The sequence below is a fragment of the Clostridium sp. CM036 genome (assembly GCF_055081135.1).
Genome location: NZ_CM143652.1, coordinates 1,820,224 through 1,840,248 on the forward strand (window position 1 = coordinate 1,820,224; position 20,025 = coordinate 1,840,248).

At 32.7% G+C, this 20,025-nt stretch carries 17 protein-coding genes and 1 tRNA gene; 3 read left to right on the top strand and 15 right to left on the bottom strand.

The window, feature by feature from the left end; genetic code table 11:
- Positions 1–83 precede the first annotated feature (83 nt).
- The 6 genes from ACWJKE_RS08575 to ACWJKE_RS08600 form a co-directional block, all read right to left on the bottom strand.
- Positions 84–1,223, bottom strand: a complete 1,140-nt coding sequence (locus tag ACWJKE_RS08575) for an MFS transporter (RefSeq protein ID WP_220286526.1) — start codon at positions 1,221–1,223, stop codon at positions 84–86.
- Between the two features lie 249 nt (positions 1,224–1,472).
- Positions 1,473–1,715: a hypothetical protein gene (locus tag ACWJKE_RS08580; RefSeq protein WP_462959335.1), complete on the bottom strand. Its 243-nt coding sequence runs from the start codon at positions 1,713–1,715 to the stop codon at positions 1,473–1,475.
- Positions 1,716–1,752: 37 nt separating this feature from the next.
- Complete coding sequence (locus ACWJKE_RS08585; RefSeq protein ID WP_220286527.1) at positions 1,753–3,072, bottom strand: hypothetical protein; 1,320 nt, start codon at positions 3,070–3,072, stop codon at positions 1,753–1,755.
- 86 nt (positions 3,073–3,158) lie between these two features.
- Complete coding sequence (locus ACWJKE_RS08590) at positions 3,159–4,625, bottom strand: sensor histidine kinase (RefSeq protein ID WP_462959336.1); 1,467 nt, start codon at positions 4,623–4,625, stop codon at positions 3,159–3,161.
- On the bottom strand, positions 4,600–5,301 hold the full coding sequence (locus tag ACWJKE_RS08595) for a response regulator transcription factor (protein ID WP_462959337.1): 702 nt from the start codon (positions 5,299–5,301) through the stop codon (positions 4,600–4,602). The genes ACWJKE_RS08590 and ACWJKE_RS08595 overlap by 26 nt, the downstream gene beginning before the upstream one ends.
- Positions 5,302–5,770: 469 nt before the next feature.
- Positions 5,771–5,862 (bottom strand) — tRNA-Ser (locus ACWJKE_RS08600).
- Between the two features lie 206 nt (positions 5,863–6,068).
- Between ACWJKE_RS08600 and ACWJKE_RS08605 the strand changes: the two genes are divergently transcribed.
- The 3 genes from ACWJKE_RS08605 (at position 6,069) to ACWJKE_RS08615 (ending at position 9,086) form a co-directional block, all read left to right on the top strand.
- Positions 6,069–7,112 (top strand): FecCD family ABC transporter permease, encoded by a 1,044-nt coding sequence (locus ACWJKE_RS08605; RefSeq protein ID WP_220286542.1) that lies wholly within the window; start codon positions 6,069–6,071, stop codon positions 7,110–7,112.
- Positions 7,113–7,197: 85 nt separating this feature from the next.
- Positions 7,198–7,980 carry an ABC transporter ATP-binding protein gene (locus ACWJKE_RS08610; RefSeq protein ID WP_462959338.1) on the top strand — a complete coding sequence of 261 codons (783 nt, stop codon included), beginning with the start codon at positions 7,198–7,200 and terminating at the stop codon, positions 7,978–7,980.
- A gap of 74 nt (positions 7,981–8,054) precedes the next feature.
- Positions 8,055–9,086, top strand: coding sequence for an ABC transporter substrate-binding protein (locus tag ACWJKE_RS08615; protein ID WP_258876418.1), 1,032 nt, complete (start codon positions 8,055–8,057; stop codon positions 9,084–9,086).
- Positions 9,087–9,260: 174 nt separating this feature from the next.
- On the opposite strand, the gene ACWJKE_RS08620 is transcribed toward ACWJKE_RS08615, so the two are convergent.
- The 9 genes from ACWJKE_RS08620 to ACWJKE_RS08660 form a co-directional block, all read right to left on the bottom strand.
- Entirely contained in the window at positions 9,261–11,057 is a 1,797-nt protein-coding gene (locus ACWJKE_RS08620; protein WP_220286531.1) for an aldehyde ferredoxin oxidoreductase family protein, read from the bottom strand.
- 31 nt (positions 11,058–11,088) lie between these two features.
- Positions 11,089–11,523: an MOSC domain-containing protein gene (locus ACWJKE_RS08625; RefSeq protein WP_165411605.1), complete on the bottom strand. Its 435-nt coding sequence runs from the start codon at positions 11,521–11,523 to the stop codon at positions 11,089–11,091.
- On the bottom strand, positions 11,523–12,002 hold the full coding sequence (gene moaC, locus ACWJKE_RS08630) for a cyclic pyranopterin monophosphate synthase MoaC (RefSeq protein ID WP_253198186.1): 480 nt from the start codon (positions 12,000–12,002) through the stop codon (positions 11,523–11,525). Before moaC ends, ACWJKE_RS08625 begins: the two co-directional genes overlap by 1 nt.
- Positions 12,003–12,006: 4 nt before the next feature.
- Positions 12,007–12,966 carry a GTP 3',8-cyclase MoaA gene (gene moaA / locus ACWJKE_RS08635; RefSeq protein WP_462954284.1) on the bottom strand — a complete coding sequence of 320 codons (960 nt, stop codon included), beginning with the start codon at positions 12,964–12,966 and terminating at the stop codon, positions 12,007–12,009.
- A gap of 11 nt (positions 12,967–12,977) precedes the next feature.
- On the bottom strand, positions 12,978–14,885 hold the full coding sequence (locus ACWJKE_RS08640; protein WP_462954285.1) for a molybdopterin biosynthesis protein: 1,908 nt from the start codon (positions 14,883–14,885) through the stop codon (positions 12,978–12,980).
- Between the two features lie 14 nt (positions 14,886–14,899).
- On the bottom strand, positions 14,900–16,123 hold the full coding sequence (locus tag ACWJKE_RS08645; protein WP_462954286.1) for a molybdopterin molybdotransferase MoeA: 1,224 nt from the start codon (positions 16,121–16,123) through the stop codon (positions 14,900–14,902).
- Between the two features lie 17 nt (positions 16,124–16,140).
- Positions 16,141–16,632 (bottom strand): MogA/MoaB family molybdenum cofactor biosynthesis protein, encoded by a 492-nt coding sequence (locus tag ACWJKE_RS08650; RefSeq protein WP_216303157.1) that lies wholly within the window; start codon positions 16,630–16,632, stop codon positions 16,141–16,143.
- 508 nt (positions 16,633–17,140) lie between these two features.
- On the bottom strand, positions 17,141–18,415 hold the full coding sequence (gene larA / locus ACWJKE_RS08655; RefSeq protein ID WP_216303158.1) for a nickel-dependent lactate racemase: 1,275 nt from the start codon (positions 18,413–18,415) through the stop codon (positions 17,141–17,143).
- A 12-nt stretch (positions 18,416–18,427) separates the two neighbouring features.
- Positions 18,428–19,951, bottom strand: coding sequence for an L-lactate permease (locus ACWJKE_RS08660; RefSeq protein ID WP_216303159.1), 1,524 nt, complete (start codon positions 19,949–19,951; stop codon positions 18,428–18,430).
- Positions 19,952–20,025 lie beyond the last annotated feature (74 nt).

The following is a 20,025-nucleotide window of genomic DNA, read 5'->3' on the forward strand; positions in this document are numbered from 1 at the left end:
AGGCATGCATAATAATCCATTGGTATTACTGATATTGTTGCATTATTTTAGAGGCTACTATTATTTAACTTGTTTTTTTGTATTTATTTCTTTGATGTTTTTTTATAGAGAAGCAATAATATATATGCACAAACACACATAATCACACAAGTTATAAATGCTGAGGACGTTGAAATATCAGCGGTCTTTCCAATAATTACATTTGCTCCTGCAGCAGTTAAATCTCCAAACATAGCAAATACTGATAAAAGGGTCGCCCTGCTAGCAGTACTTATATTTCTATTTTCAATATCTAAAACTATAGGTGAAATTATAGCTGCACTTCCACATATAACAATTATTGAAAGTATAGTTAATGCAGCGCTAGATGTAAATATAAGTATTGTACAACATATAGTAATAATCATATATATAATTTGAATACTTCTATTGGAACCTAGCTTAATGCTTACTTTATAAGCTTTAATTGAACTCAATCGAACTATTTGCATAACAACTGCCAATACTCCAAAATATTTAATACTTATTCCACAACGCACATATTGTGATTGATTTAAAAATACACCTACTACTTGAACTACTTCATTTATTAAGGCAAAAGAAATTACCAATATAATAATGCTTTTGTTTTTAAAAGCTGTTAGTAAACTTTGCTTAAACTTAGGCTTTTCGATTTGCTGCACATTAACCTCTTTTATAAACAAAGTTAATACTGCTGCCACTGCATAAGGTATAATAGTCCAAAATGCAGTACTATCCATGGACTGTTTTACGAGTATTGAAAACATAATAGAGGCAATTAAATAACCACCAGTTGAAAATGCATTATATATTCCAAATACTTTTTCACTCTCCTCTTGCTTAACTGATGAATATATTAGAGCAATGTCACAACCTGAAATTCCGGCTAATGATACTGCTAATAACACTCGTTCTATGAGGAACATCCCAAAGAAAGTTGATTTATAAAAAACTATTTTTGATATAAAAAATATAAAATTTGAGATAACAAGTGTTTTCTTATACCCAAATTTATCTGCAAACCATCCCCATGGGATTTCAAAAATAATCATTAATATCCAGGATATAGACTCTATTAAAAACATATTAGACAAAGATAAGTTTCTATTTTGCCTTATCAATGTAGCTATAGGCCCATAAAAAACAAATCCCTGTAGAAACACAATAATATACATTATATAAACGTTAGCCTTTTTATTCACTTTTAATACACCTCCAAAGTTGCACAACAAAAAAACCTTGTTTTAAAAGTTAATTTTGAAATGTTTTATAACTTTATTGTGTATTAAATAGGTGAATACATTTGCCTCGCTCCTTAACAATCAATTATTCTTCTATTTAATTGATAGTATATATATAAGCATAAATTAATTTTACATTCTAAAATTCTACCATATTAAGTATATCCATCTCTTCCAATATTGTTACAACTGAAATAACTCCTTTGATTTTTACTTATCCCCTATGGATTCAACCTGTTCATTTATTTCATCATAAAGATACACATTATTATTCCTCTCAAATGCTATCTTTGTTAGTTTAGTGTTAATCACTGTTTTATTCTGACCTATATTTTCATAGGTATTATCGCTTTTATGTGAATAAGCTACCAGGATAAATATGCTTAAAGATAAACATATTGCCATAATGAGTAACTTTAAAATTTTTTTTATTATTTTATGATGGATATTCATATTTTTGCTCCTCTTTTAAATTATATGTAACCACATTCTATTTATCCAAACTAACAATATACGTATTTATTTCACTATTACCTGAACGATAATTTCCATAAGTAAATGATAAAGCAGTACTTGTACTATCCCAACAAATATTTGAAATTGCTATACATACAGGTATCTTCTTTTTTACATACTTACCGTTTTTGTCTATATAGTGAAATGTACGATATTCAATTTTTGCATCTTTATCTTTTAAACTAGTACCATTAACTATTTCTTTTATAGCACCTGTCTTAGTATCTATAATTTTAATAGATGTATCAGGGTCAGGTGGAGTATGGCCATCATGATTAACTCCTTCTTCATAAGCAACTTTACTTCCATCAGGTGATACTACGTAGGTATTATTAATTTTACCTTTAGGCAGTTTTATATCTTGCAGTTGTTTACCAGTTTCATCCATAATAATAGCTCCAAAAGTTCTATTTACAAATACTCCATCAGGTGATTGTTCACCATTATTATTAAAATGATCAATTATAATTGTTTTGCTTTTTTTATCGGCCATGCCAGCGTATTGATTTGAAAAAATAGTTTTTGTTTCCTTAGTTTTAACATCCGCTGTACATAATTTAACTCCTTCTTTTCCACTTTTGCTTTGAGTGTAATAGAATTTACCTTCTACAGTGGTTCCTAAATCTTTAATATCATCAACACCAGATATCCGGGCATTATCAAATTTACCAGCATTGTAGCTGCCATTTGCATATACTTTTCCAGTTGTATCAATGATTGCCCATTTTTCAAAATAATTTGCTAAAATTTTATTCTTACTTATCCATATAAATTGTGCATCACTATTAAGTCTTTCTGTATTTACATTCGTGATTTCGCCTGTAGATAAATTTAATAATTTTACGTTTTTATGAAGAAGCTCTCCTGAATCAAGAGCTTTTTGCCATTCCGGACTTTCACATTTAGGAATGGTTCTTGCCTCTGAATAAAGAACATACTTTTTATCAGGAGACACACCCATAAATTCATCTATATTTACCTCTTTAAAGTCTTTAGAACTTTTTGTATTTAAATTATAGATACTGCAGTAGTTTATAGGCACCATAGAATCCGGGGTTTTAAACTCTCCCTTTTTAGTTAATGTTAAAACCTCATTGTCATTAATCCAAGCAGCACTTTCAATATTTTGATATTTGTCGATTTGATAACCCTTTTCATTTGTTTGAGCAGATGGTTTGTATGCCATTACCTTTATGTTTTGCATAGATGAATTATGATAGTTTATTGCATATGCGCTAATGCCACCTACAACTCCTACCATTAAAATTAGGGATAAAATCTTTTTTCTAACCATTGAATTTCCCTCCTTTTTTCATTGTAATCTTATAGTAACAAAAACTTTTCACAAAATTATAAACAAATGTCACAATTTTGTAAATTCTATATAGAAAATTCAATAAAAAAGATAGTACCTTCATCTAACTTGGACTCTACATTTATAGTTCCCTGTTGCTTTTCAACTAACTTTTTCACCAAGGCTAGCCCTAGCCCAGCTCCCCCTGTTTCACGACTTCTATGACTTTCAACTCTATAAAATGGTTCAAAAATTTTAAACAAATCATCCTCACAAATGCCTATTCCTGTATCCGCAACTGTTATAGTTATTTTATTACCATTTTTATGACATTCAATATCTATACTTCCATTAAGCCTATTATATTTTATAGCATTATCAATTAAATTAATAATAATAATATGTCTCAAGTTTTCTTCATCTATTGTAACAATAATATTTTCAACATCACATTTAAATGTTAAGTTGTTTTTCTTTATTTTCCCCATAATTCGCGCGCAAATTTCATCAAATGTTTCTTTTAAATTCACTTCTTTTTTCCGTACTTCAAAGTCGTATTTTTCTAGAGCAGACAAATTTAAAACCTTATCTACCATAGTTGCCAAGCGATCACATTCTTTTGATATATTTGTGGTTCCATCATTAATTAAACTTACGTCATTTTCATACATTCCGATTAATTCTGCATATGCTTTTATAATAGTAATTGGGGTCTTAAATTCATGAGTTACATTACCTATAAATTCCTTTTGTTCCTTGTCCATTTTTTGTAATTTTTCTATCGCCATACTCAAAGAATCTCTCTCAACTTTAAGATCTTCAATATTTTTTTCTATAGTATTACTCATGAATACTATACCTTTGCTTAATTCCCCTAATTCATCATTACGATTGACTAGTTTTATTTCATGAAAATCACCTTTTTGAATATTTTCTACTGAATCTTTCATCATATATATATCTCTGGTAAGGTTGAAAAAGTAAATAATGCCAAGGATTACACCAAATATCAAAGCTAGAAAACCTGTTCCATAAAACATTTTTTTTGTATTATCATAAAATAAACTGCTTTCTTTAATTGAATATTCAAGTTCTAAAATTGCTACTATATCATTTTTATATTTAATTGGTGAATAAAAGTAAATTACATCATTGTTTTTTATAAATGATACTTTACCTTTAATAGCATACTCAATCATAAGATTTTTATCTTTATTTTCATTCACTTTACCATCTACCTTAAATCCAGAAAGAAGCTCTCCTTTTGTATCATATACACTGGTAGGTATAGTTCTAAGCCATGGCTTGTTAAATACGCTTCCTCTAGCAAGTTGAGCCTTATCACTAGTTCCATTATCACCTAAGTTAGAGCGTTCACTAAAATATTGCTCAAACATATCTTTTTGCTTAAACAAAGTCGCTTGATTTTGCTTATCTTGATAATTTTTTATTCCGTTAAGTACAAAAATACTTAAAAACGATATAACAACTAATAAAAGTGAGGCTGTAAAAGCTATAAGTTTGAATTTAATCCCTATTTTCAAATAATTCATCAACCCCTTTATATCCTACACCATGAACAGTTTGTATTAATTTTTCATAAGTTTTACCCAACTTTTTTCTTATTCTTTGAACATGTGTATCAACCGTTCTTGTGCCACCAATATATTCCATGTCCCACACTATATCCAAAAGCCGTTCCCTTGAGTAAACTACATGGGGATTTAATAGGAGCAAATATAACAAATCAAATTCCATTTGTGTAAAATCTATTTTTAGTTTTTTTACACTTACGGTTCTTTGGCTTTTATTAATTTTAAAATCTTTAATATTAATTAGATTATCATTACGCTTCTCATCTGTAGTTTTTTTGAACCTTCTTGCCAGAGCCTTTACCCTTGCAAGAACTTCTCTTAGATCAAAAGGTTTTGTTAAATAATCATCTGCTCCTAGTTCTAGTCCTACTAATTTATCTACAATATCATTTTTTGCTGTAAGCATAATAATGCCGATATTTTCACTTTCTAATTTTTTGCACACCTCATAACCATTTATTACAGGAATCATTAAATCCAGAATTATTATATGTGGGTTAAAGCTTTTTACTTTATCAAGGGCTTCTTGTCCATCATAAGCTCTTTCTATTGAATACCCCTCTCTTTTTAATGCATAAGTTAATACATCCAAAATGCTTTTTTCATCATCTACTACAAGTATTTTCTCGTTCAAATGTTACACCCCCATATTTTATAGTGAATAGCTGATTCACTATAGTACCTATTCTACATTTATCGACGAATTAAGTTATATTTTTCTCTTTAATAAAAACATTATATCAAATATTATAACTTTTATACAAATATGGAAATAAAGAGACTCAATGTTGGAATATAAAATAGCAAATAAAAATACTATAAATAGATTTATAACTTAAATCTATTTATAGTATTTTATTGTTTTCAAACTAAATTATCAAAGGTATTGTCATCTATTATTCACTTCTAAATTTTATATTTTGTAATTGAATTATACTTTACATAAATCAGTAACATTTTGTTATCCATTTTTATGTAATTCTAGTAGGGTCCTGTCTCCATAATCATAGCTAAAAACATTTTCTTACCGCTATGCTCCCTCACGTTCAAATCCCTATTATAATTGACGTAAAAGAACTCGCTTCTCAGCGAGTTCTTTATTTTGGCGGAGAAAGGGGGATTTGAACCCCCGGAACGGAATAACCCGTTCGCCTGTTTTCGAGGCAGGTACCATAGGCCACTCGGACATCTCTCCATGTATTAAATTGCTTTTTAATTATACCATATTTGAATTCTATTTAAAATACCTTTCTATCTTTAATTAAATATTTTCTGATAGTTCATGCTGGTAATTTAATAAAATATCCATTTGTGTTAATATAAAAGAGAAACTTAATAATTTTTACATTTATCAGGGAGGAAATATACTTGAATAATACGAAAAACATTGAAATAGCTGAAATGGACTATACTAAAAACGAAATTCAAAAGAGAACTGGACAAAATTTGATTGTTTTTATTCTAATTGTGTCGTTAATTGCAACATTTATTGTTTCATTCACAATAGGCAGGTTTCCTATTTCATTAAACCAATTAATAAAGACATTTTATCTAAGAATCACCGGAAGTGAAGCTTTATTAAAGGATACAACTCAATCAGTCCTGTTCGATGTAAGACTTCCTAGAATTATTGCTGCAATTCTGGTTGGCGCAGCACTTTCCGTATCAGGAGCAACATTCCAGGGCTTATTTAAAAACCCAATGGTATCAGCTGATATACTAGGTGCATCTGCGGGAGCTGGTTTTGGTGCAGCAGTTGCAATTTTACTTTCCTTAGGAACAGTATGGATTCAGCTTTTATCATTTGTTTTTGGATTTGCTGCAGTTGCATTAACTTATGCCATCAGCAAGGCTGTTGGTCGAGGTAGCAGTCAGATGTTGGTACTGATCCTGACGGGTATGGTTGTTCAAGCCTTATTTACCTCTTCTATTTCATTAACTAAATATGTAGCGGATCCTGACAGCAAACTACCCGCTATTACCTTCTGGCTTATGGGAGGACTATCTTCAATTACAATGAATGATATTAAAATCGTTCTTATCCCGATGCTTTTAGGGGTTATACCTTTAATGTTAATAAGATGGAAACTTAATGTACTTTCATTTGGTGATGAAGAAGCCAAATCACTTGGCATTGATACAACGAAAATGAGAGCTATTACAATAGTTTGTTCTACTCTACTTACTGCCAGTACAGTTTCTATCTGCGGAATGATAGGCTGGGTAGGGTTAGTCATCCCTCATTTGGCACGAATGATTGTAGGACCTAATTACAAAGTGCTGTTACCTGCTTCATTTTTGATTGGAGGCATTTTCATGTTAGCTGTCGACGATTTAGCAAGATGTTTATTTGCAGTGGAAATTCCTCTAGGGATTTTGACTGCTATGATTGGTGCACCATTCTTTATCTATCTGTTGCTAAATGGTAAGAAAGGTTGGCTATAAAGGCAAAAGTGTAATTATTAAATTAACTTTTTTGTTTTATAATTTATTTTTTCTTTAAATAAAAAAAGGAGGCGAAGTTCTGCATATGGAACTTGTTATTCGAAATGTTGCCTGTGGTTATGGCACTAAAAATGTTATTAATGATATATCTGTTAGTATAAAATCCGAAGAAATATTGTGTATCCTCGGTCCAAATGGAGTGGGAAAAACTACGTTATTTAAAACTATATTGGGATTTTTGAAGCTTCAAAGTGGAGAAATTTTATTGGATAATGAAAATATTAGAGATTGGTCAAGAAAACGTTTTGCAAAAGCAATCAGCTATGTCCCACAAGCTCATACTCCTCCTTTCCCATTTAGTGTATTTGATGTCGTATTAATGGGGCGAACTGCACATTTAGACTTATTTGCTTCTCCATCAAAAAAAGATAAAGAAATTACGGAACAGGCAATTGATACATTAAATATTTCATATTTGAAGAACCGTATATATACACAGATAAGCGGTGGCGAAAGGCAGATGGTCTTAATTGCCAGAGCTCTGGCACAGCAGGCAAAAATAATGATAATGGACGAGCCTACCTCAAATTTAGATTTTGGAAATCAGATTAGAGTTTTAGAACAGATAAATAATCTTGCTAAAAAAGGTCTTGGGGTAATCATGACATCACATTTTCCTAACCATGCATTCCTTTGTTCTACTAAAGCGGCATTAATGCAAAAAAATAATAATTTTATTGTTGGAAATGTAGATGATGTTGTTACAGAGGAAAATCTCAAGTCTGCCTATGGCATAGATGTTAAAATTATTAGTTTAAAAAATAAAAATGGTGAAATTATTAAATCAGTAATACCACTTTTAAGTTAATTTTTTTAAAATAAAACATTAAAGGATGTGTTTTTATTAAAACGAAAAGAATTTTGCCATTAGCGATGGTACTTATGTTTATTTTTCTTATGATTGGATGTACTCAAAATACTGGTCCATCAACTGCAGTTCAAACACAAGTAGCAAAAAAAACGATTACTGACATGGCTAATAAAAAAGTTGAGATTCCTATTAAAATCGATAGAATTGCTGATTCTTGGCCAGCACATAATGAAGTTTTATGTATGTTGGGTCAAGGAAATAAAATCGTTTCTACAATACTTACTACAAAAGGAAGACCTTGGTTATATCAAATAAATCCACAGATGAATAAGGCAACAACTGCTTTTACTACAGCTGATGTCAATATTGAGGAAATGTTAAAGACGAAACCTGATATTGTTTTTTTAACTACTACTTCTAAATATGCAGATAAGGTAGCAAGCGTTGGTATACCCGCTGTACAGTTGACTTTTACGGATTTTAATGGATTAAAAAAATGTTTCCAAGTAACGGGAGATATTCTTGGCCCTGACGCCAGAAAAAAGGCTGATAAATTCAATTCCTATCTTGACAGTAAATTAAAAATTATTACAGATATCACATCTGCAATACCAACTGACAAGAAGCCAAAGGTTTTACATATCAACACCCTTTCACCTCTAACAGTAGATGGTAGTAATACAATTATCAATGCATGGATTGAAGCTGCAGGTGGAATTAATGTAGCATCAGAAATCAAAGGTAATATGAAAGAAGCTTCTATGGAACAAATTATAAAATGGAATCCGGATATTATAATATTGGGTGCTGATTCAAAAGATGCAAAAACTATAATGAACACTAGTTCATGGAGAAATGTTTCAGCAGTTAAAAATGAAAAGGTAGTTCAAAATCCTGACGGCGCATACATGTGGGATCGTTATAGCGCTGAAGAAGCATTACAGATACAGTGGGCTGCAAAATTAATAAATCCTGATAAATTTTCAAAGTTAAATATTGTTTCAGAGACAATAAATTTCTATAAGACATTTCTAAATTATGACCTTTCCGAAGCTGAAGCAAAGCTTATAATCAGCGGTAAGCCTCCAGTTAAAGCGCAGTAAGGTTTCATGTATTAATTATGACTTTTATAATGCATATGACGCAATTACTGATAAGGGAATCAGTTAAATCAGAACTGATTCCCTTATCATTAGTTGCGTCATATCTAGCTTTTTTCATTGAAATACATATACCTTGTCAAATTGTCTATCGCGTCCATTTATAACTAAATGTAACTATAGTCCCAATTCTTTTAATTTTTCTTCCGTTGGAATACCTTTTTCATTCCAGCCTCTTTCATTATAATATGATGGAAGAAGTTCAGATAATCTGTGCACATTCCCTTTTGAAGGTCCTTCTGGAATTGGCTCCTCTAGTAATCTTTTGGGTAGTGTATCCTGCGTCGCATCTATTCCAGCCTGTAAATTAAATTGTCTTTCAATGTTCCAAATTCTGTCTCCTGAATCAAGTATGGATTCTGCAGTGTGCTCTGTACCACATACTGCATTATACAAGTTAGCATAATCTTGAGCTCCCATAGCAAAAGACGTAAACAAACACAATCCAAGGGAATCTATAGATGCAGTTAAGTCTTGGAAAATCTTAACCCAAGTAGCTTTCCCTTCAAGTGAAAATCTATCCAATTTTTGTGGCAAGCCTAATATTTCTGGTGATATCATATATCCTCTAACATGGCATCCACCTCTGTTTGAAGTAGCAAATTGAAGCCCTTGCCCCATTATACCTCTTGGATCATAAGCAGGAATTTCAAGCTTTTTAACTGACATTGAAAACTCTGGTGCACCATAAGATGCGCATAGTCTGTATGAACCTTCAGACATTTTTGCTCCTAGTCCTTCAGCTTTACCTATTTTTATTGTCCAATCAACTACACCCTCTATGTTTCCAAATTCTAGAGGAGTCCCTCCAAGTTCTTCGTCTTTAATATATCCCTTTTCACGTAGTTCCATAGCCGCTGCAATAGTTGTACCTACAGAGATTGTATCCATACCATATTCATTACACCAGTAGTTCGCCTTGAAAGTTGTAACCATATCAGAAATACCACAATCTCCACTAAAAGCCCAAAGTGTTTCGTATTCAGGTCCGCCTACTTCTATACCCATATCCTCTATTTTTACATACCTGCCACAGGCAATGGGACATCTATAACAAGGGTTTTTACGAACAAGGTAATCCTTTGTCATTGCCTCTCCACTTACGTCATCAGCTTTTTCAAAGTAAGACTTTTGAAAATTATTGGTTGGATATATCCCATTTTCATTTAGTATATTTACAAGTACTGCAGTTCCGTATGTTGGGAGACCTGTGCCTGTAACCCCATTGGCTTTTATAGTCTTCAACCAAACTTTCGAAACCTCTTTTAGCGTTGTCGCATCTGCTACTTGTGGTTTTGAACTTCCTTTAACTACAATAGCTTTGAGATTTTTCGAACCCATAACAGCTCCGACACCAGAACGGGCCGCTGCTCTATCATAATCATTCATTATAGCAGCCATATTGGATAGTCCTTCTCCTGCCGGTCCAATGGTCATAACTCTTGATTTATCAGGCATTTCTTTCCTTAGAATATCTGTAGTTTCTGTAACAAGCTTTCCCCAAAGACTGCTAGCATCCTTTATTTCCACTTTATCATCTATTATAGTTAAGTAAACTGGTGCATCAGCCTTGTCCTCAAATATGATCATATCATAGCCTGTAGCTTTGAATTCAGCTCCCCAATAACCACCTGAATTTGAACAAGCAATTGTACCTGATTGTGGTGATTTTGTAACTACCATGTATCTTCCACCGGTTGGAACAGGCGTACCTGTTAATGGCCCTGTAATAATTATAAGTTTATTTTCAGGGCTTAATGGATCAACTCTCGGATCTACTTCATCCATAAATATTTTTGTTCCAAGCCCTCTACCACCAATAAATTTTTTAGCTTGCTTTAAATCAAGTACCTCAACTTTAATAGTCTTATCTTTTAAATTAATTCTTAATATTTTACCATTGTAACCGTACATTAAAATTCCCCCTTTTATTTTCTCTAAATACTTATTCCTCCACTACAATCTCATCTCCAGCCTGGATATACCCCTCCTCTAGTACCTTAGCAAATATCCCTTCTCTTGGCATTATACAGTCACCAACCAATTTCATAATTTCACAACCCTTATGACATTCCTTACCTATTTGTGTTACCTCTAAAACTACATTTCCTATTTTAAGTTTAGTTCCCACTGGCAGTTCATACAAAATTATTCCTTCGGTAGTAATATTTTCAGCAAACTTTCCTGAACATAAGCCCAGAGCTCCCTTAGCTTTCATTTTATCAATACTCTCAACACCAAGAAAACTCACCTGTCTATGCCAATTACCTGCATGTGCATCTCCCTCAAGTCCGTGATTGACTTTAAAAAAGCCTTTCTCTATAGGGTGTTTTATCACACCTTTTTTTTCACTTGTATTTATTGCAATAACCTTTGCCATTATAACGACTTCCTTTCGAATATTCCTGATTTTCCCCCGCTTTTTCTCACAAGCATAATATTATTTATAAGCATTTCCCTGTCAATTGCCTTACACATATCATAAATAGTTAATGCTGCGACAGATACCGCAGTTAGCGCTTCCATCTCAATGCCTGTCTTTCCTACAGTCCTTGTCGTTGCTTCTATTTCTATTTTAGTATTTTTAAAGTCAATTTTAAAACTTATATCACAAGCAGATATCATTATAGGATGGCACATTGGTATTATTTGCGAAGTACTTTTTGAACCCATAATTCCCCCTACTTGTGCTACAGCTAGTACGTCTCCTTTTGAAATAGACCCATCCCTTATTCTTTCAAGTGTTTCTCTTTTCATAGAAATTGACCCAACTGCTATAGCTTCCCGAACAGTGTCACACTTTTCAGATACATCAACCATTTTAGCTCTTCCTTCTTCATTTATATGCGTAAGTTCCATCACTTTATCCTCCTATCTGATACATCATCTTTTCACTTCTACTGGTTTTTTCCTCTTCAAGATGATGTTCGAGCGGTTTATTAAAAATTGCTTGTTTTAATACATTTTTAAGCATCTCTTCGTTATTTAGGTATTTCCTAATATTTATTTCTTCCTTTGAATGAAGACATGCTTTAATAGTTCCTGTAGATGTGAGCCTTATTTTATTACAATCCGCACAAAATTTACAACTTACTGGACTAATGAATCCAATTTTTCCTTTTGTCCCTTTAAGATTGTACAATTGAGCGGTGCTACTTTTAGGGGTTTCTATTTCAGTTAACTCAGGATGCAACTTTAGCATTTCCCTAAAACTTAATTTACTTTTTTCATAAAGTTTAATACCTTCACCTATTGGCATGAGTTCAATAAACCTTACTTCGATTGGCATTTCTCGAATTAAGGTTAAAAAGCCTTCAAACTCTGCATCATTAAAGCCTTTCATTAATACTGTGTTTATTTTGACCGGTTTTAACCCAAGGGTTAAACATTTATCTATACTTTCCATTACCTTATCTAGATTTCCTATTCTGGTTATACTTTTAAACTTTTCTTTATCTAAAGTATCAAGGCTAATATTTACCCTTTTAAGTCCAGCTTTTTTCAAATCTGATGCCATACCAGATAGCAAAATACCATTTGTAGTTATAGCAATATCATCTATTCCTGGCAGTTTTGAAGTTTCATATATAAGCTTGTCTAAATCTTTCATTACTAGTGGTTCCCCACCAGTGTATCTTACTTTATTAATACCTAATTTTTCTGCTGCCTTCACAATTTTTAATATCTCTTCAAAACGTAGAATATCCACATGATTCTTACTCTTAATTCCCTGCTCTGGCATGCAATATATACATCTTAAATTACATCTATCAGTTACCGATATCCTTAAATAATTGATATCTCTTCCATGACTATCCCTCATAAAACCGTCTCCTAAAGTTCAATTATTTCCCCTATTTGCGTATAATCATAGCCTCCAAGTTTATCAAGCTCACTTTTAAATTCATCTGTTTTAATTATTTTGATAAATTCCCTTATCATATCCATATCTATAAATTCCTTAGGCACAGCAAAATCATAATCCTCATCCCCAAGTTTTATAAAATCTAGACCCAAAAGCTTGGCTGCAGAATAAATTCCAAGTCCACAATCTGCATCTCCTGCTGCAACTACTGCTGCAACGGCAATATGGGTGAATTCTTCTCTTTCATATCCTGATATATTTTGTGGATTAATATGGAGCTTTTTTAAATTATAATCTAGAAATAACCTTGTACCTGAACCTCTTTGCCTATTTACAAATCTTCTACCTTTTATAACTATATCCTGTAAACATTTAATATCTAAAGGATTCCCTTTAGAAACCATAATTCCCTGAACTCTTTTAACACCTTTAATTAATACCATAGGTTTATTTGGTAAATACTTTTTAATATAAGAAATATTATAACTACCATTCTCCATATCCAATAAATGAATAGGTGCTATATGAGTTTCTGAACCTATTAATGCCATTATTCCTCCCATACTTCCAACATGAGCAGAAGAAAGAAAATACTTCCCGTTTTTTATATGAAAAAGATGCGAAGCTATATCAACTATTGGGTCATGGCTTCCAATACATACAACTGTATTTTTAATTTCTTCCTTGCTTCTTAAAAGTTTAACATTCACCGCAGTTCCTACTTCATAGCCCTCAATATTTTGTGGTATTTCTAATATACCATCTGCCCTTACTAATGACATTGTTGTTCCAGCTCCACGACCTATAGGTGTTGCAATATATTTTCCCGAAACAAATCCAATTTTAACTCTTACAAATTCTAAATATTTTAAAGTTGACATTATACGCCTAGTAAGTACAACCTCAACAGTGGTATATTCTTCTTCATTTATCCCTATATAAGCATGTACCATTTTCTTGCATATATTATCCATTACGACATAAGCAGATACTGGAAATCCAGGTATACCAATCACAGGCTTTCCCTCTATACTTCCAAGAATAACAGGTTTACCAGGCTTTATAGCTATTCCATGTACATAAACCTCACCTAATTCTTCTATTACATTACAAGTAAAATCCTCTCTACCAGCTGAAGATCCTGCATTAATAAGTATAATATCGCATTGCTGGACTGCTTTTTTTACAGCATCTTTAATACGTAAATAATCATCTTTTACTATATCAAATCTTAGGGGTATACCTCCCCATTCCTGAACTTGGGCAGAAAATACTCTTGAATTGAACTCAATTATGTCTCCAATATTAAGTTCTTCACCTGGCTCGACCATCTCAGTTCCAGTCGGAATTATTCCAACCACCGGCCTTTTATAAACATCAATATTATTTACTCCCCCAGCTATAATAGAGCCTATATCTACTGGTCTAATCATATAATTTGAAGGGATAATAAGTTGTGTTTTTACAATATCTTCCCCAATTGGTCTAATATTCTGAAAAGGGGCAGCACTTTTATAAATAGCTACTTTTCCCTTATTTAAATTTATCAAATCCTCTACCATAATTACACAATCGAATTCTTTAGGTATTGGATCTCCAGTATCCACTACTAAATAATCAATTCCTTCTCGTAGTTGGATATGACTCCGATCTGTTGCTCCATATGTTTTGGTACTTATAGTTGCAATACCATCCATAGCCGAACTATTATAAAAGGGTGAAGATATTTTCGCAAAAATTGATGAGTATGAAACTCTTCCTACAGATTCCCAAGTAACCACATTTTCCTTTTCACCTTTAATGCATAATAACTTATTAAAATATATTTTAACTGCTTCATTCAAATCAACATTTGATAGAAAGACTTCTTGAGCCAATACTCTCATCTCCTTTATAATTTATAGACTTCAACTGCTTGTCCTTCTTTTAAACCTTCCGCGTTTTTTTCTATCTTTATATACCCCCATGCCTTTGAAAATGCTGTTATAATCCCAGATTTACCAAACACCGGCTTTGCAATAACCATGCCTTCTATTGTTTCAAGCTCTACAGGTAGATATTCTTCCCGGCCTTTAGCTTTATGGTAATTTATACTCATTACTGCATTTGTTCCATAAATCTTTTCGCTTTGAAGCATTAGGCTATATATATAATTTTGAACAAGTATTTTATATATAATACAACATGCAAGTGGATGTCCTGGAAGTCCAAATATTATTTTTTCTTTGTGTTTTCCTATTATAGTTGGTTTCCCAGGCTTTACTGCTATTCCATGTACCAAGACCTCTCCATCGTCAAATGAAGCTATAACCTTTAAAGTGTGATCTTTCGTGCCAACAGAACTACCTCCTGAAATTAGTACCACATCACATTCATTAGATGCTTTTTGTGTTGCACTCTTTAACAGTTCATAATCATCCTTAATAATTCCATAGCTTACTGGCTCCATTCCATCCTCAAGAAGTAGAGACCAAATCAGGTAAGTGTTTATGTCCCTCACTTCACCCAAAGAAGGCTTTACTTCGCAGGGTACTACTTCATCACCAGTTGAAATAATACCAACCCTAGGTCTTTTATAAACCATCACCTCGGAAATTCCTATACTTGCAAGAACACCTATCTCATAAGGTCTGAGTTTACTTCCCTTTTTTATGACAATATCCTGAGTATTTATATCTTCACCAATTTGTATTACATTATCACCCATAGCCACAGGTGAATAAATAAGTATTGTATTATCATCTAGCTTATGGCTGTACTCAACCATAACAACACTATCTGCGCTTTCCGGAAGCATCCCTCCTGTAGGTACGTATAAGCACTCCCCCCCTGCAATATCCGAGGGTGGGATATTCCCCATAAATACCTCACCCTTTAGTTCAAGCATAGACGGGAGTCCTTCACTAGCTCCAAATACATCTCTTGATCTTACTGCAAAGCCATCTACTGTCGATCTCTTAAATTCTGGTATATTACATTCTGCTTTTATATCTTTAAAACTAATTCTATTAACGCTTTGCATAATGTTAATTTTTTCACATTCAATCTTATAGATAAAAGAACTATCTATTATTTGTTTAGCTTCTTTTACAGATACCACATTAAAAAATTCCATTCTCATTCTCCCTTTTGTTAACTTCTACCACACTCGCTAGCTTCCCCTGTAAGTATAGCAATTCCATGTGGAATTGCAGGTATTATAAATTGAAGATTTTCTACAGCACCTTTTGGGCTTCCTGGAAGATTAATAATTAGGGTTTTTTTGCGGATTCCTGCAATGCTTCTTGAAAGCACAGCCTTTGATGTAATCTGGATTGATTTCATCCTCATAACCTCACCAATGCCGGGTACATATTTCTCAATTACATTTCTAGTTGCCTCTGGCGTAACATCTCTTTCTGAAAACCCCGTTCCTCCATTAGTTAAAATTAAATCCACCTTAAGCTCATCACATAAATAAATCAATTCTTTTTCTATTTCCTGTTTCTCATCAGAAATTATTTTATAGAAACTTATAACAAATCCTTTACCTTCTAATTCATTTCTTATTGCAGGACCTGTCCCATCAATTCTTTCTCCCCTAGAACCTTTATCACTCATGGTTAAAATTGCAGTTTTTATCATTTTCATCACTCCTTTTCAACATCGGTCTTAACAATTTATGCTCTAGAAACTTAAGAACCTTATTTTTTTACTTAATTTTAATCTCATTATTATATTTTCAATTACTGAAGAATTCAATAAATAGGGCTTTTGAAGTATAACTAATATATCTCTTCTTATAAATTCACAAGTAAGGTATAATAAATGACAAAGTTATACTTATTGGTTATTTTTTAAATTTTGTACTTTTTTGTTTAATTATAACACTTTACTATAATACAAGTATTTTACCACATTTTTAATTTATATACTATGTGGCTACTTACGTAACAATATTAGTGACTACTCACCCCTCCTCTCTATCTTTATTTTTTTACATTTACCTAAAATTGAAAAAAAGTGGGAAACTCAAAATTCAGTTCCCCACTCCACAGTATTATTAGTCTTGAAATAAAATTATGTGAATTCTTCCACCCAATGTATTTTACCCGCCCCCAAATTATATTCAATAGTAGTATTAATTTGAATGTTATTTTACAACAACTGAAACTCCATCTGGTATTACTGTTATCGTCGCATCATCTCCCTTTATTTTAAGAGCTCTAACAAGCGCTTCTTCAAAGGTAAATGCATGCTGCATATGCATATTCTTTATCATTTCAGGGTCACACATATCTGTAACAAGAATTACGGTATGCGCATCTAGTATCCGCGCAAGAATCTGAAATTCCCATTGATCTGGTGCTGTATCATTTCTTCCTACTTTAATTACCCTATCAAGAACTTCTCTTGGGCTACTTGCATTTGCGATATTGTCATAAAATGACTGACCACCATGTCCATCATTACAAGCAGACACCATGATTATAAGTCCGCCGTCCTTACAAGTTGCTTCTGCTGCAGTCATACCTTTTACAGTCTGATATATATTTTGGTCTAGTGGATATCCTCCATTAGTTGATATTGCAATATCTGCCTTCACAGCTTTCACAGCTGCAAGTTCCATAACAAATTTACAACCTTCAACGTGGGCAAGCTCACTATCTCCTGCAAATGCATTTATAACATTCTTCTCACTGTCAATAACAACATTTAGTATAAATGCCAGTTTAGCTTGCTTAGCAGCGTATAACATATCTCTATGAATTGGATTATTTTCAATAACTCCGGACCGTGCGTACTCACTTGCTATAAATTCAGAACAATGATTTGCCATAACTGTCTTTGCTGATGCCACTCCGGGGAGAACACTCTTGCGTCCTCCAGAAAAACCTGCAAAGAAGTGTGGTTCTATAAATCCTTCTGAAATTAAAAGTTCAGCTTCCATCGCTATCTTATTAAGCAATAGTTCTCCACCTGAGGGAAGAGTTCCGACGCGTACCATATCGCCATAATCCTCTGATACATGATTTATTATAACTTCATTATCTACTATTTCCTGACCAAACTTATCAATCATTTCTTCTCTTGTAGTAGGTCTATGGAAACCAGTAGCAATTAATATTGTTATTTCAATTTTAGGGTTCGATGATCTTATTCTTTCAAGTAGTATTGGCAGTGTTACTTTACTTGGTACAGGTCTTGTATGGTCACTAGTTATTAATACTAAGTTTTTCTTCCCCTTAACTAGCTCTTCTAGTTTTGCACTTCCAATAGGGTTATCAAGTGCTTTTTTTACAATTTCCTGCTGAGTACTTTCAACTTTGTATGCATGAGCTTTTGATTCTAATATTGCTACCAAATTTTTATCTGGAATTTCAATTTCCAAAAACTGTTTTGAATATGGTATTTTTACTTTAGTCATATATATTCCTCCCTACATTATAAAATATTTTGCTCCAAAGTACGTAATTAATCCTAATATTGCTACATATGCAAGGCAAAATTTTAAAGTTGCCTTTAATATCTTACCTTCAGCTCCTACAAGTCCAGTGGCTGCTGTGGCAACTGCAATACTTTGAGGAGAAATCATTTTACCTGCAGTGGCACCACCAGTATTAGCAGCTGCTAACCAATAAGGACTCATATGTAAATTTTTTGCAACTTCAACTTGAAGTGGTCCGAACAATACATTTGCAGAGGTATCACTCCCAGTTACAAAAGTACCTAAAGCACCTATGATTGGGGCAAACAATGGATAAAAGCTTCCTGTTGCTGCAACTAAAACCACGGCAATAGATGTTATCATTCCGCTATGACTCATTACCTTTGCAAGAGAGACTATTGCAAGTATTGTAATTGCAGTTTTACTCATTTGTTTGCAAGTATCAATAAATACTTTTACTATTTCTTTAAACTTAGCTCCCTGAATAAGTCCCCCTATAAATGTGGCAAGAATTATAAGTGTCCCTGGATTAGCAATCCATATAAAAGAACTAATTTTTGCATCTGGGCCATTATATATTTGAACAGATGTTTGTATAGATGATAATGGTTTATTGATTGCTGGTATAAGAGAACTTGTTATTAATATAAAAGTCAGAACTAAGATAAATGGCACCCATGCCAATAACCCTTGTTTTGCGGATATACTAACTTTATCTTTAGATGCAGTATTTTTATAGAATATTTTAGTTATTGCAACTGTTACAATAATACATATTATTGAACCAATTAGTGCTGGAAGTTCAGGACCCATATATTTTGCAACTAGAAGTTCTGGTATTGCAAAAGCTAGTCCTGACGCAATACAAATAAGCACAACTCCCTTTATTGCCTTTACACTTTTACCTGTTAGCATTACTAATATTAATGGTAAAACTGCAATTAATACAAATAATTGAATTGCAACTGCATAGCTTAAAGTAACAGGATCAATTGCTGCAACCTTTGCTAAGGTTGTTACAGGTAGACCTATTGCTCCAAAAGCTGTTGGTGTTGTATTTGCAATAAGACATATTATTGCTGCAAATACAGGATTAAAGCCAAGTGCGGCTAAAATACTGGCAGGTATTGCAACTGCCGTACCAAAACCTGCAATTGCTTCAAGAAATCCACCAAAACCCCAAGCAATAATTAAAACTAAAATTCTCTTATCAGTTGTGATTCCTGTCATCATATCCTTTATTACGTCCATACTTTTTGTATGAATAGAAAGATTGTAGGTAAACACTGCTGCAATTATTACAACAATTATTGGCCATATTGCCATTGCTGCACCCTCAAGTGTCGCTGTGAGAGCTTGACTAATTGGCATCTTCCAAACTAGGATTGCAAGTATTATTGTAATTACGAGTGTGATTGAACAAGTTTTATGTCCTGGCATTTTTAAAACACCGAGCGAAACCATGAGCCATACAATGGGGATAAGTGCTATGAAAAATAATAAATAATTATTCATCTTTTATTCCCTCCTCTATTAATAATACTAGTCACAATACTGAAATCGACTACATCAAAGTATTATTATATCGC

What these genes read in the sequence shown, in the direction of transcription:
- ACWJKE_RS08620 (WP_220286531.1), bottom strand. Translation starts at nt 11,057, where the DNA reads ATGTACGGTTACAATGGTAAAATATTAAGAATTAATTTAAAAGATAAG.
- ACWJKE_RS08625 (WP_165411605.1), bottom strand. Translation starts at nt 11,523, where the DNA reads ATGGCAAAGGTTATTGCAATAAATACAAGTGAAAAAAAAGGTGTGATA.
- ACWJKE_RS08585 (WP_220286527.1), bottom strand. Translation starts at nt 3,072, where the DNA reads ATGGTTAGAAAAAAGATTTTATCCCTAATTTTAATGGTAGGAGTTGTA.
- ACWJKE_RS08645 (WP_462954286.1), bottom strand. Translation starts at nt 16,123, where the DNA reads ATGGAATTTTTTAATGTGGTATCTGTAAAAGAAGCTAAACAAATAATA.
- ACWJKE_RS08580 (WP_462959335.1), bottom strand. Translation starts at nt 1,715, where the DNA reads ATGAATATCCATCATAAAATAATAAAAAAAATTTTAAAGTTACTCATT.
- moaA (WP_462954284.1), bottom strand. Translation starts at nt 12,966, where the DNA reads ATGAGGGATAGTCATGGAAGAGATATCAATTATTTAAGGATATCGGTA.
- moaC (WP_253198186.1), bottom strand. Translation starts at nt 12,002, where the DNA reads ATGGAACTTACGCATATAAATGAAGAAGGAAGAGCTAAAATGGTTGAT.
- ACWJKE_RS08590 (WP_462959336.1), bottom strand. Translation starts at nt 4,625, where the DNA reads ATGAATTATTTGAAAATAGGGATTAAATTCAAACTTATAGCTTTTACA.
- ACWJKE_RS08610 (WP_462959338.1), top strand. Translation starts at nt 7,198, where the DNA reads ATGGAACTTGTTATTCGAAATGTTGCCTGTGGTTATGGCACTAAAAAT.
- ACWJKE_RS08605 (WP_220286542.1), top strand. Translation starts at nt 6,069, where the DNA reads ATGGACTATACTAAAAACGAAATTCAAAAGAGAACTGGACAAAATTTG.
- ACWJKE_RS08650 (WP_216303157.1), bottom strand. Translation starts at nt 16,632, where the DNA reads ATGATAAAAACTGCAATTTTAACCATGAGTGATAAAGGTTCTAGGGGA.
- ACWJKE_RS08660 (WP_216303159.1), bottom strand. Translation starts at nt 19,951, where the DNA reads ATGAATAATTATTTATTATTTTTCATAGCACTTATCCCCATTGTATGG.
- larA (WP_216303158.1), bottom strand. Translation starts at nt 18,415, where the DNA reads ATGACTAAAGTAAAAATACCATATTCAAAACAGTTTTTGGAAATTGAA.
- ACWJKE_RS08615 (WP_258876418.1), top strand. Translation starts at nt 8,055, where the DNA reads ATGTTTATTTTTCTTATGATTGGATGTACTCAAAATACTGGTCCATCA.